Source organism: Ekhidna sp., from assembly GCF_965228795.1.
Lineage (GTDB): Bacteria > Bacteroidota > Bacteroidia > Cytophagales > Cyclobacteriaceae > Ekhidna.
In genome coordinates this window covers 1,901,595-1,914,182 of the sequence record NZ_OZ245839.1, presented here as the reverse complement: position 1 = coordinate 1,914,182, position 12,588 = coordinate 1,901,595, and the positions used below count along the sequence as shown (strand labels likewise).

Genomic DNA, 12,588 nt, shown 5'->3' with positions numbered 1-12,588 from the left:
GATTCAAATTCACATACATTATTAGAAAATATGCCAGCAAAAGCCATACTTATTTCTATTGGTGACGAAATCCTCTACGGCCAAACACTTGATACTAATTCACATTGGATCGCCGGAGAACTTGACAGTCTGGGTATCAGAGTAAATAAAAAGGTAACCATTGGGGATACTCGAGAGGAAATCATAAACCAGCTGGAAGAATCAGAATCTCAGGCAGACATTGTTTTAATAACGGGAGGTCTCGGACCTACCAATGATGACCTAACCAAACCGTGTCTTGTCGAGTATTTTGACACCCACCTTGAGCGAAATGAAGAGATGTTGAAAAATATCCGATCACTTTTTAAAAAAGCAGGTCGGGAAATGTCTGAAGTGCATGAACAACAAGCCGATATGCCTGCAGCCTGCACTCCGATAGCCAACAACATGGGCACTGCTCCGGGAATGTGGTTTGAAAGAAATGGAAAGGTGATTGTTTCTATGCCCGGTGTACCCTACGAGATGAGGAAGATGATGTCTGATACGGTGCTACCAAAACTTTCAGCCATGTTCATCAAAGATGCCATTTATCATCGAATGATCCGAACAGTTGGGATCGGTGAGTCCGCACTTGCAGAGATCATCAAGGACTGGGAGGATTCACTTCCCTCTCACATTAAACTGGCATATCTTCCATCCATGGGCACAGTTAAGCTCAGATTGACCACCTCAGGAGAAAATGAACAAACAAAAAAAGAAGTTCAGGAACAAATAGATAACGTGCTTCCTCTCATCAAGAAATACGTTTATGGTTTTGATGATGAGGATATGGAAGAGGCAATCGGACGTATGCTGAAAGAACGCAACTTAAAGCTGGCCATAGCCGAAAGTTGTACAGGAGGATATCTATCTCACAAAATCACCTCTGTTGCAGGTAGTTCTCAATGGTTTAATGGATCGCTTGTCCCCTACTCCAACCAACTTAAAAACGAGCAATTACAAGTAGACAGTAAAATCATGGAAGAACATGGTGCTGTCAGTGAGCCAGTTGTTTTAGCTTTGGCCAAAAATGTACGAAAAGTCTTCAAAGCAGACGTAGGGGTCTCCATAAGTGGCATAGCAGGACCTGGCGGAGGATCTGAAGAAAAACCTGTCGGTACTGTTTGGATCGGTTATTCCGATGAAAAGAAAACCGTAGCAAAGAAATTTCAGTTTGTAAGAGACAGAAACATTAACATTGGCTACAGTGCTGTAGCTGCAATGAACATGATCAGAATAAACTTAGATAAGGATTAACAAAATTATTATCTTTGAAAGCAAAAGAAACAACCTAAAACAAAATATAATATGGCAACTGTAGAAATGGTAATGCCTAAAATGGGCGAAAGTGTGATGGAAGGAACCGTGCTGGCATGGTTAAAAAATGTGGGCGACACCATCGAAGAAGACGAATCGATCCTCGAGGTAGCTACCGACAAGGTTGACACAGAGATACCAGCTACACATGCCGGCGTACTTAAAGAAGTATTAGCTGGAGAAGGTGATGTTGTAGAAGTAGGTAAGCCAATTGCCATAATTGAAACAGATGGTGAAGCCGGAGGATCCACCCCTACTCCTGCAGAATCGCCAAAAGAGGAATCAAGCCCGGCTGAACAAGCAGAAGCCATTGTTGAAACCGCAATGACTACCGCTTCCTCGTCAACGAGCAATGGAACAGAAGTCCCTCGTACTTCAGAATCCGGAAAATTCTTTTCTCCGCTGGTACGAAGTATTGCTAAAGAAGAAGGAATCTCAGTTTCTGAACTAGAGTCAATAAATGGAACAGGTAAAGAAGGTCGTGTGACTAAAAATGATATTCTGGATTACGTTAAAACCAGAAAATCAGGAGCGCCTGCTCCTGCTGCAGCACCGGCACCTACTATGCCATCAGCTTCGCATCAGCCAATGCCTGTTGCAGTGGATGGCGGAGATGAGATCATCGAAATGGACCGGATGCGTAAGATGATCGCTGAGCGTATGGTGGCTTCTAAGCACATTTCACCACACGTAACATCATTTGTTGAGGCGGATGTAACAAAAGTGGTGGCATGGAGAAACAAAGTGAAAAATGAATTCCAAAACAGAGAGGGAGAAAAGCTTACATTCACTCCTATCTTGATTGAAGCTATCGTACGTGCCATCAAAGATTTCCCAATGATCAATGTGCAGGTGGATGGTAATAATATTGTGAAGAAAAAAGCAATCAACATTGGAATGGCTACTGCCCTGCCATCAGGCAATTTGATTGTGCCGGTTATTCACAATGCCGACCAGCTGAGTTTAGTTGGAATAACCAAGAAAGTAAACGATCTGGCAAAGAGAGCCAGAGAAAACAAACTGAAGCCGGATGAACTACAAGGCGGTACATACACCGTGTCGAACGTTGGTTCTTTTGGTAATGTGATGGGCACGCCTATCATTATGCAGCCTCAAGTTGCGATCATGGCTTTAGGGGCTATTCAGAAGAAACCTTCCGTAGTAGAAACTCCTGAAGGAGATATGATCGGAATCCGTAGTAAAATGTTCTTATCTCATAGCTATGACCACCGAGTAGTGGACGGAGCATTGGGAGGAATGTTTGTAAGAAAGGTAGCTGACTACCTGGAAGAGTACGATCTTAACAGAGGCATTTAAACAAATTGAAGTGGGGCACTCGCACCACCATCATCATTCAAACCAATCAGAAGGCAACATCAAAGTTGCCTTCTTTTTAAATCTTGGTTTCGCTGTGATAGAGATCATCGGTGGTCTTTTAACCAACAGTGTTGCCATTCTATCCGACGCGCTTCATGATTTCGGAGACAGCCTATCACTCGGAATTGCCTGGTACTTTCAGCGAATTTCCGGAAGAAAAGAAAACCAGGAGTTCACCTATGGGTACACTCGATTCTCTGTTTTAGGAGCAGTCATTAATTCTATTATTCTGTTTGGCGGATCCATTTTCATAATGATCGAAGCGATCCCCCGATTACTTGAGCCGAAAACACCGGAAACTATTGGCATGATCTATCTGTCGATAGGCGGAATAATTGTAAATGGTGTTGCAGCCTTTCGCCTTAGCCGAGGCAGTTCATTAAATGAAAAGGTTGTTTATCTACACTTACTGGAAGATATACTAGGATGGGTCGCTGTATTAATTGGCGCCATCGTCATGCACTTCTATGATGTTCCAATCCTTGATCCACTATTGAGTATTGGAATTGCGCTCTTTATTCTTTTCAATATCTACAAGAATCTAAAAGAGAGTTTTCGAATCATACTTCAAGCCACCCCTTCCAATCTTAGCATAGATGCTATCCATCAAACACTTGAAAATATCCCGGATGTGAAGTCCTTTCATGATTGCCATACCTGGACCATGGATGGGGAGTTCAATATTCTTTCGGTACACCTTGTAGTTGACAGTAAGCGCTCTATGAATGACCTGGAAACGATTAAAAAGACCACCAAAGAACGCCTGAAGACAATTGGTATCGATCATGCGACTATTGAGTTTGAAACCATAGAAGAAGATTGTGATCCATGTTAATTTCGCAAGGATGAAAGTGCTGTCTGCCGTTTTTCTTGTTCTTGCCATCTCCTTTACTGCTCATGCGCAAAGTAAAATGCTTACTCGTGAGCTTCAGGTAGAGAATGACAATGATGCATACACGCTAAACTTAACACGTGATCAATATTACAGTAATGGGGTGGCGTTGCGTTACCGCATGCTAAAGGACTCTTCAAAATGGAAATCGGGGGTCGAAAAAGTAATCAGGTCTTATGATCTCAACCATCGAATTTATAGTCCCAGACACCTTTTCTGGGAAGATTCAGCAGATATGGATCGGCCGTATGCAGGACAAATTTCACTAGCTGCATCCAATGAATATTACTATAAAAATCAGAGCTACATAAAATTAAAAGTAGAACTGGGTTGGATGGGTCCTGCTTTGAGAACCGGAGATTTACAATACGAATGGCATAAAACTTTCGGCATGCAACTCCCTCTTGGATGGCAATATGAAATCAATGATGCTCCGATAATTAACACTTACGGCACCTATGCTAAGACCCTTGTTGGGACAGAAGGCACAGAAGTGATTAGTGAATCCAATTTGGCACTAGGCACTACGTTTACACATATAAGACAAGAATTAATGATAAGAATGGGAAACTTCAAACCCATTCAAAACTCAACACAATACAATGGTGTTGTCGGTATAGAAAATAAGGGACCTGGAAATCATGAGTTCTACTTGTTCATTAGCCCGGGATTGGAATATGTTGCCTATAATGCAACCATTGAAGGCAACCTGATTGGAAAAGAATCTATATACACTGAAACACGTGAGCCATGGGTTGTTCAGGTACGCGCCGGCATTATGGCTAGCTGGACCAAGTTTGATTTTGCACTTCTGTATTATCGCCGAACTAAAGAAACCACCGAAGCACGCTATCATAAGTTTGTTGGCATTCGAATGAATCAGCGGTTTTAACAAATCGCTAATTTAATTTCCACACAAATTATTAATCATTTTAGCACGTGATCGTAATTACCTTTGCATCATGCAAGACATTGACATTGACAACATTGATCTGACCTACCTTGGTCTTGAAGACTATCAGGAGCTGAAGAAGGCGATGATAGAATCCTACCAAAAGGTGGAGGATAATTATTGGGAGAAACATGAAATCGAAAAACTGATTAATCTCTTCCCGGAGGGACAGGTCGTCATTAAAGTCAATGGACAACTGGCAGGTTGTGCACTTTCACTTATTGTTAAAAGCAGGATCGCACAGAAAAGGCACACCTATAAGCAAATAACAGGAAATTACACCTTCAGCACTCACGATCCCGACGGGGATATGTTGTATGGAGTGGACCTGTTCATTACACCGGAATTTCGTGGTTTAAGATTGGGCAGAAGGCTCTATGATTACAGAAAAGAGTTGTGTGAACGTATGAATCTTAGAGGCATTGCTTTTGGTGGGCGAATTCCAAACTACCACCGCCATGCAGAAGAGCTAACTCCTCGTCAGTATATTGATAAGGTGAAGAAAAAGGAAATCGATGATCCGGTACTCAACTTCCAAATCAATAATGATTTCCACGTATCCAAAATACTAAAAGGATACCTCGAAGGTGATCAGGAATCCAAAGAGTATGCGGTTCTTCTGGAATGGGATAATATCTACTATGAAGAACCAACAGACCAGGCTAGCAGCATCAAACGTGTCGTGCGTCTCGGCCTTATTCAATGGCAAATGCGTCCTTACAAAGACCTGGACGATGTAATGCAACAAGCAGAATATTTCATAGATGCTGTTTCAGACTATCGGTCAGATTTTGCGCTTTTCCCCGAGTTTTTCAATGCTCCATTAATGGCAGAAAACAACCATCTCTCAGAATCTGATGCGATAAGAGAGCTTGCAAAACACACGGATGAAATTGTGAATCGATTTTCTCGACTGGCTGTTTCTTACAACATCAACATCATTACGGGAAGTATGCCCGAGATAAAGAATGACAGGCTTTATAACGCGGGTTATTTGTGCCGAAGAGATGGAACAATTGAGCGATTTGAAAAAATTCATGTTACGCCGGACGAATCCAAAATCTGGGGTATGGAAGGCGGTAATAGCGTTCAAACCTTTGAGACCGATTGCGGAAAAATTGGTGTGCTTATCTGCTATGACGTGGAATTTCCGGAGCTAAGTAGATTATTGGCTGATGAAGAAATGGATATTCTATTTGTGCCATTCCTCACAGACACTCAAAACGGTTACTCCAGGGTGAGAAACTGTGCGCAGGCTCGTGCCATTGAAAACGAGTGCTACGTTGCATTGGCTGGTAGTGTTGGCAACCTGCCGAATGTGCATAACATGGATATCCAGTTTGCACAGTCAGTGGTATTTACCCCTTGTGACTTTGCATTTCCTACCAATGGCATCAAAGCGGAGGCCACTCCCAATACAGAAATGATCCTCATCGCTGATGTAGATGTGGATGATTTAAGGGAATTGCATGAGTTTGGAAGTGTGAATAACCTTAAAGATCGAAGGAAAGATGTATATGAGTTGAAGAAGAAGTAGGTTTTATTTTTTTAGGGGATATCGTTTACTTATTGTACTAATATAAGTACCTATCACAAACACCTAAATCATGAAACTTTCCTTTACTATTCTTTTTACATTGTTTCTTACCCTACAGGTTCATAGCCAAAAAACAGAAAGTTTGGATGGCATGAGTGCACCCGAAATAAGGGAGCACTTACTAAGTCAGTCGGTATCACCGAAAGCCAAAGAAATGATAATCAAGCATAATCGCGCAAGAAAAACAGCTTATGGCTTTTTGGGTGCTGCCGTATTGTTAGCTATTATTTCCAGTAATACCACCAACCCGGATACTGACAATAAGAACTCCATCATAATTAGTACTGGTGCTGCATCATGCGGCCTAATAGCTATTGCATGTGGAGTCTCGGCTAGTGAACGAATGAAGAGGGCAAAAAACTATTATTTGTCTAGTAAGCCGATCCATCAATAGTCAGACTTAGTGAAGCTTTGAGTGCTGACTTTTTAAGTAGACATTAAACCAAAGACATAAATCACATTATCTATTCTCAAATACTGAAGAAAAGTAATCATAGCTTTCACAAAGTGTCAAACTTTCTGAAAGCTTAACTCTAAATATCCCAAGCCTCATTGATCTGAGCAATGGCATGATGGCCTGTCATATCAAATTGGCAAGGCACAATTGAAACGTAGTTATTCGCTAGTGCCCATTCATCATTGTCCTCACCTTTGTCGTGATTGACAAAGTTTCCGACCATCCAAAAATAGGTTCTTCCATATGGGTCTTTACGCTCATCAAACTGCTCCTCCCAGTTGGCGTTTGCCTGGCGGCATACTTTTATTCCCCTTATCTCTTCTTTTTGTTTCACTGGGAAATTCACATTTAGCGCAATACCCTTTGCAATACCATTTTTTAATGCTTCCTCAGTCACCTTTTTCACATAACTGTCAATATGATCCATATCCGCATCCGGATCATAATCACATAGCGAAAATCCAATGGCTGGTAATCCCTCAATTGCTCCTTCAATTGCTGCACTCATCGTGCCTGAGTAAAGTACACTAATTGAACTATTGCTCCCATGGTTCACACCGGATACTACTAAATCAATGGTTCTATCTTTCAACACGTAGTGCTTGGCCAGCTTCACACAATCAGCCGGAGTTCCTGTACATTCATAGGCTTCTATCCCTTCAAAGAGTTGGCTTTTCTTTAACCTAAGCGTATCTCCTACAGTGATTGCATGTCCCATGCCGGATTGAGGGCTGTCTGGAGCGACTACCACAACCTCACCTAGTTGTTTCACCACATTTATCAGTTTACGAATGCCACGAGAAGTGATGCCATCATCGTTGCTAACAAGAATTAAGGGTTTGCCCATAATTTAAATTGAATTGTAAAATGCTGTAATTCTGACCAAATCAGCCATTTCATCAGTATCCAGCTTATTGTCTTTTATAAATTTTTTTACTTCTGATTGTTTTTTAGACATAAATGAAAGCAAATCTTTCCGCTTACCGTTGAAGTAAGTGATCTTACCATTATCATCCATGAAATAATACGTGTACTTAATGACTATTTGAGTGCCGGTTCCTCCACCCCAATATGCAGAGCTGCTATTGACAGTTTGACTTACCAGATGTTCGCGTGCCAGCAGTGACATCTCTCCTTCGTATACTAGCTCAAAAAAGACAGGGATTTTATAATCAAAATTTACAGTGTATGGGATAGAGTAGAACTGTCGGTAGTTATTGACAATCTTATCAAAAATTTCAAAGTAAAAGACTTTATGGCTGGAAAAAGACTTTGTTTTTCCCCGATGTACAACCGTTAAAATATTAGCGTCTAAATCATACTTAAGGTCTCCTTTGATCGTGTCTTTGTCTGTGGTCACCAAAAAACCATCATGGAATACTTCTGATGAAAAGCGCTGAGCAGACACGCTCAGGATTGCTAATAAACATATTAACCCAAACAGATATCTCATTTCAAAATTTCGTGTCCTAGTTTATCTCTTTTAGTTTCAAGATACTTTTGATTGTGTTGGTTGGGAGCTATTTCAATAGCAATATTCTCCACAATTTCCAGACCATACCCCATCAATCCTACTCGTTTTTTCGGGTTGTTGGTTATCAGTCTCAGTTTAGTGACACCCAACTTCCTTAAAATCTGAGCTCCCACACCATAGTCTCGTTGATCAGACTTAAATCCAAGCTCCAGGTTTGCCTCAACCGTATCCTTACCGTCTTCCTGAAGTTTGTAGGCTTTCAATTTATTCATTAAGCCTATCCCCCGGCCTTCCTGATTCATATATAAAACCACTCCTTTTCCTTCCTTTTCCACCATTTGCATAGCTCCATGCAGCTGGCCTCCACAGTCACATCGGCACGAACCAAATATATCACCGGTCACACATGAACTATGGACTCTGACCATCACTGGCTCACCTTCTTTCCATTCACCTTTAATCAATGCCAAGTGCTCTTCTCCGGTATTCTTTTGTTTAAATGCTTTGAGTTGAAAATCTCCCCAGGCAGTAGGCATACTCACCTCAATCTCCTCCTCAATCATCGACTCTTTATCCATTCGATATTTGATAAGATCTGCAATTGAAACAAGTTTCAAACCAAACTTGTCAGCAATCTTTCTGCAATCGGGCAGACGAGCCATGGTGCCATCATCTTTCAAAATCTCTACCAAAACTCCACCTGGTGTAAGACCTGCTAAACGAGAAAAATCAACAGCAGCCTCTGTATGACCGGCTCTCCTAAGCACTCCGCCCTGTTTTGCTTTCAATGGAAATATATGTCCCGGCCTGCCTAAATCCTCAGGTTTGGTTTCCGGATTGACCAATGCCTGAATGGTTTTTGCCCTATCGGAGGTAGAAATACCGGTAGTGGTACCATGTCCAATAAGATCAACAGAAACAGTAAATGGGGTTTCAAAAGTCGCTGTATTCTTGCCAACCATCAGATCAAGGTCAAGTTCCTTACACCTATCCTCCAAGAGTGAAGCACAGATTAGCCCCCGCCCTTCCTTTGACATAAAATTAATGATGTCGGGAGTGACCTTCTCCGCCGCGCAAATGAAGTCGCCTTCATTTTCTCTATCCTCATCATCTACCACGATGATCACTTCTCCATTTTTGATGGCCTCTATGGCTTCTTCTATTTTATCTAGCATTATCTATCCTACTAATACGTTTCCTAATATTTTGGCTATTTCCACCGATACCTTCTTCAACTCATTTATGTCATCCAAAAGTTCATCCACATCTGCTTCGTTTGTCGCATGTTTCAGCTTGTCGGTCTCCTCCTCAATCAGCTGCTGCACGATTCTAAACTTTAACCTTAAGACATTGGTATAAGTGACATCACGCAAAAACTCAGTTTCGCGAGGTACATGAATTTGATATTTCTCACTCCAGTTTTCACTGATCTCATATTTATCAGCACTTAGATCAATGACGGTTTTTCGTACTTCTTCATCTTCGTGATTCATCAGATATTCACCGTCAATGACCTCTCCCTCATTCAATTTTTCCCTGAATACATCAATGATCTTTCGATAGGTCTCATTGGTAAACTGTATTTCATCCGCTTCGTTCAGAAAATAATCGATTAAACTCTGATCCTGCATTTCACGCGTTTCGATCTTACTTTTCCCGTAATTTACCAATACCCTAATGCTCTCTCGTTCCTGATATTCGATAATCTTTCCAATATCCAGCTGATCGATGAGCTCCTCTTGCTCCATCGGAAATGGGGGCGCTTCGATATCAGGCTGTTGTGGTTCGGGTGATCGTTGCTTTTTCCGATTCTCAATGAGAATCTTATTTTGTTCAGCTACCAGCACCGATTCAGATATTCCAAGGAGATCACTACACTCTTTGATGTAAACCGTCCGCTTTACAGGATCGTTGATCTTGGTGATACTGGAAACTATGTCTTTGATAACTCCTGCCTTCTTAACCGGATCGTTTCCTGTCTCATCCAGCAGCACTTTAGTCTTAAACCGAATGATGTCCTGGGCTTCTTCAGCAACATAATCCCGAAATCCGGAAGCCCCCAATTGCCTCGCATAGCTGTCAGGGTCTTCCCCTTCAGGTAGCGCGACAGCCTTTACGTTCAAATCACCTTCCAGCAACAGGTCAATCCCTCGCATGGATGCTTTTATCCCGGCCTGATCGCCATCAAAAATGACTGTTACATTCTCTGAATAGCGTCTGATCAACTTTACCTGATCTTCTGTTAGTGCGGTACCTGACGATGCTACTACATTTTCAATTCCGGCCTGATGCATGGAGATGACATCCGTATAGCCTTCTACCAGGTAGCAGTTATCTTCCTTACGAATGGAATTTTTTCCCTGAAACATCCCATAAAGCACCCGGCTTTTATGGTATAGCTCGGTCTCCGGGCTATTGATGTATTTTGCTGACTTATCCGTACTGGAAAGTTTCCTTCCTCCAAAAGCAATTGTTTTTCCTGAAACATTGTGAATAGGAAACATCACCCTGCTACGGAAACGGTCGTAATTCTTTCCTTCCTTAGCTATAATCAGGCCTGCTTCCGCCAATAGCTCTTTATTGTAGCCTTTTTGAATGGCCTCATTGAGTAACCCATCCCACAATTCCTTTGAATAGCCTAACTCAAATTTCTTAATTGTTTCCTCTGTGAATCCGCGTTCTTTAAAGTAAGAAAGCCCAATGGACTTACCCTCTTCGGAATTGTGAAGCACATCCTGAAAATACTCATTTGCGAAATTGAGAACAATAAATAAGCTCTCTCGCTTGTTTTGAGCTTGCTGCGCCTCATCCGACTGCTCTTCTTCTTTTACCTCAATTCCATACTTACCTGCCAGGTATTTTAGCGCCTCCACATAGCTAAGGCCATCTACTTCCATTACAAAAGTGATAGCGTCTCCCCCTTTGCCAGAGCTAAAATCCTTGAAAATACCTTTAGATGGTACTACATAAAAAGAAGGTGTCTTTTCATTGGTAAATGGACTCAGGGCTTTATAACTTGACCCGGAGCGTTTGAGAGTTACAAAGTCCTCTACCACCTCGACAATGTCGATTCGGTTTTTGATCTCTTCGATGGTTGAGGGATGAATCATACGCGTAAATGGATTGCAAAATTACCTGATTAAAAGGATACTAAATCATCAGGAATAAAGCATAGTTTTAAACTAAAAAATCAATGCCCAAACAAACATCAAATCCTGCCAATATTTTATTTGTTTCAATCTCAGGATTAATAAGCGATATCGCCTGGCAATGCAGCAAAGAAGGGCACCAGGTGAAGTATTTCATTGAAGAAGAAAGTGAAAAAGAAATAGGTAATGGATTTGTAACAAAAGTAGATGACTGGGAGGCTGAGGTGGACTGGGCAGACCTGATCGTTTTTGATGATGTCTTAGGTCAGGGAGAAAAAGCTAAGCAACTACGAGAGCAAGGAAAGTATGTGGTAGGTGGCACTCCCTATACTGACAAGCTTGAAGATGATCGCTCTTTCGGTCAGAGTGAACTCAAAAAACATAAGGTAAACATCCTTAACTATCATGAATTTGATTCATTTGATGCTGGAATTGCTCACATCAAAGCAAACCCGGGCAAGTATGTGCTTAAGCCTAGTGGCGAAGCTCAAAATATCAAGCGACTGCTATTTGTTGGGATGGAAGAAGATGGTAGCGATGTATTACGGATTCTCCAGGCATATAAAAATGCATGGAGTGAAGAAGTAAAAGTTTATCAGCTTCAAAAGAAAGTAGATACCGGCGTTGAGATCGGTGTAGGTGCTTTTTTCAATGGAAAAGAATTTATCTATCCTATCAACATCAACTTTGAGCATAAAAAACTTTTTCCGGGGGAATTAGGAGTAGCTACAGGAGAAATGGGCACCAGTATGTTTTGGAGCGGCCCAAACAAAGTATTTAACTCTACTTTAAAAAAGATGGAACCAACCCTGGCCAAAGAAGGATATGTGGGATATATCGATGTGAATTGCATTGTAAATGGTAATGGCATTTATCCACTAGAATTCACCTCTCGCTTTGGATATCCGACCATTTCTATACAAGGTGATGGTATGCTTAATGGGATAGGTGACTTTTTCTATGAGCTTGCAAAAGGTCAAAAACCCAACCTTAAAACAAGAAACGGATTCCAGGTGGGGGCCAGAGTAGTAGTTCCTCCATTTCCTTACAAGGATCCCAAAACTTTTGAGGCTTTTTCAAAAGATGCTGCTATTGTGTTCAAACGACCTATCACAGATGGTGTGCACATTGAAGATGTGAAGATGGTAAACAATGAATGGCTAATAACCGGTGGTAGTGGTGTGGCTTTGATTGTTACAGGAATGGGGTTAACAATGAAACAAGCCCAACAGCAACTTTACAATCGCATTAAAAATATCATGATTCCTAACATGTATTACCGAACTGATATTGGAAATCGTTGGTTTGAAGATAGTGATAAGTTACATGCCTGGGGATACCTGAGGGAAAGCTAA

Annotated in this window: 11 protein-coding genes; 7 read left to right on the top strand and 4 right to left on the bottom strand. The window is 41.5% G+C overall.

The annotated features are described in order from the left end of the window. The first annotated feature begins 30 nt into the window (after positions 1 to 30). The 6 genes from ACQK2H_RS08590 (at position 31) to ACQK2H_RS08565 (ending at position 6,547) form a co-directional block, all read left to right on the top strand. Positions 31 to 1,275 carry a competence/damage-inducible protein A gene (locus ACQK2H_RS08590; RefSeq protein WP_425391023.1) on the top strand — a complete coding sequence of 415 codons (1,245 nt, stop codon included), beginning with the start codon at positions 31 to 33 and terminating at the stop codon, positions 1,273 to 1,275. 51 nt (positions 1,276 to 1,326) lie between these two features. Then, on the top strand, positions 1,327 to 2,652 hold the full coding sequence (locus ACQK2H_RS08585; RefSeq protein WP_425391022.1) for a dihydrolipoamide acetyltransferase family protein: 1,326 nt from the start codon (positions 1,327 to 1,329) through the stop codon (positions 2,650 to 2,652). Between the two features lie 10 nt (positions 2,653 to 2,662). Next, a complete protein-coding gene (locus ACQK2H_RS08580) occupies positions 2,663 to 3,547 on the top strand; it encodes a cation diffusion facilitator family transporter (protein ID WP_425391021.1) in 885 nt (294 codons plus the stop codon). Positions 3,548 to 3,557: 10 nt separating this feature from the next. Continuing rightward, positions 3,558 to 4,496 (top strand): lipid A-modifier LpxR family protein, encoded by a 939-nt coding sequence (locus tag ACQK2H_RS08575; protein ID WP_425391020.1) that lies wholly within the window; start codon positions 3,558 to 3,560, stop codon positions 4,494 to 4,496. A gap of 70 nt (positions 4,497 to 4,566) precedes the next feature. Continuing rightward, entirely contained in the window at positions 4,567 to 6,093 is a 1,527-nt protein-coding gene (locus ACQK2H_RS08570) for a GNAT family N-acetyltransferase (RefSeq protein WP_425391019.1), read from the top strand. A 70-nt stretch (positions 6,094 to 6,163) separates the two neighbouring features. Continuing rightward, positions 6,164 to 6,547 carry a hypothetical protein gene (locus ACQK2H_RS08565; RefSeq protein ID WP_425391018.1) on the top strand — a complete coding sequence of 128 codons (384 nt, stop codon included), beginning with the start codon at positions 6,164 to 6,166 and terminating at the stop codon, positions 6,545 to 6,547. Positions 6,548 to 6,686: 139 nt separating this feature from the next. On the opposite strand, the gene surE is transcribed toward ACQK2H_RS08565, so the two are convergent. From surE to dnaG, 4 genes are read right to left on the bottom strand one after another with little or no spacing between them, the layout of a single operon-like run. Beyond that, on the bottom strand, positions 6,687 to 7,457 hold the full coding sequence (surE, locus tag ACQK2H_RS08560) for a 5'/3'-nucleotidase SurE (protein WP_425391017.1): 771 nt from the start codon (positions 7,455 to 7,457) through the stop codon (positions 6,687 to 6,689). 3 nt (positions 7,458 to 7,460) lie between these two features. Further along, a complete protein-coding gene (locus ACQK2H_RS08555) occupies positions 7,461 to 8,063 on the bottom strand; it encodes a hypothetical protein (protein WP_425391016.1) in 603 nt (200 codons plus the stop codon). Next, entirely contained in the window at positions 8,060 to 9,259 is a 1,200-nt protein-coding gene (locus ACQK2H_RS08550; RefSeq protein WP_425391015.1) for a bifunctional 3,4-dihydroxy-2-butanone-4-phosphate synthase/GTP cyclohydrolase II, read from the bottom strand. Before ACQK2H_RS08550 ends, ACQK2H_RS08555 begins: the two co-directional genes overlap by 4 nt. Positions 9,260 to 9,262: 3 nt before the next feature. Further along, positions 9,263 to 11,194, bottom strand: coding sequence for a DNA primase (gene dnaG, locus ACQK2H_RS08545; protein ID WP_425391014.1), 1,932 nt, complete (start codon positions 11,192 to 11,194; stop codon positions 9,263 to 9,265). 83 nt (positions 11,195 to 11,277) lie between these two features. On the opposite strand from dnaG, the gene ACQK2H_RS08540 reads away from it, so the two are divergent. Beyond that, the gene (locus ACQK2H_RS08540) at positions 11,278 to 12,588 is read left to right on the top strand and encodes a hypothetical protein (protein ID WP_425391013.1); all 1,311 of its coding nucleotides are present in this window, start codon (positions 11,278 to 11,280) and stop codon (positions 12,586 to 12,588) included.

What these genes read in the sequence shown, in the direction of transcription:
- ACQK2H_RS08590 (WP_425391023.1), top strand. Translation starts at nt 31, where the DNA reads ATGCCAGCAAAAGCCATACTTATTTCTATTGGTGACGAAATCCTCTAC.
- ACQK2H_RS08550 (WP_425391015.1), bottom strand. Translation starts at nt 9,259, where the DNA reads ATGCTAGATAAAATAGAAGAAGCCATAGAGGCCATCAAAAATGGAGAA.
- ACQK2H_RS08540 (WP_425391013.1), top strand. Translation starts at nt 11,278, where the DNA reads ATGCCCAAACAAACATCAAATCCTGCCAATATTTTATTTGTTTCAATC.
- ACQK2H_RS08575 (WP_425391020.1), top strand. Translation starts at nt 3,558, where the DNA reads ATGAAAGTGCTGTCTGCCGTTTTTCTTGTTCTTGCCATCTCCTTTACT.
- ACQK2H_RS08570 (WP_425391019.1), top strand. Translation starts at nt 4,567, where the DNA reads ATGCAAGACATTGACATTGACAACATTGATCTGACCTACCTTGGTCTT.
- surE (WP_425391017.1), bottom strand. Translation starts at nt 7,457, where the DNA reads ATGGGCAAACCCTTAATTCTTGTTAGCAACGATGATGGCATCACTTCT.
- ACQK2H_RS08585 (WP_425391022.1), top strand. Translation starts at nt 1,327, where the DNA reads ATGGCAACTGTAGAAATGGTAATGCCTAAAATGGGCGAAAGTGTGATG.
- ACQK2H_RS08555 (WP_425391016.1), bottom strand. Translation starts at nt 8,063, where the DNA reads ATGAGATATCTGTTTGGGTTAATATGTTTATTAGCAATCCTGAGCGTG.
- dnaG (WP_425391014.1), bottom strand. Translation starts at nt 11,194, where the DNA reads ATGATTCATCCCTCAACCATCGAAGAGATCAAAAACCGAATCGACATT.
- ACQK2H_RS08565 (WP_425391018.1), top strand. Translation starts at nt 6,164, where the DNA reads ATGAAACTTTCCTTTACTATTCTTTTTACATTGTTTCTTACCCTACAG.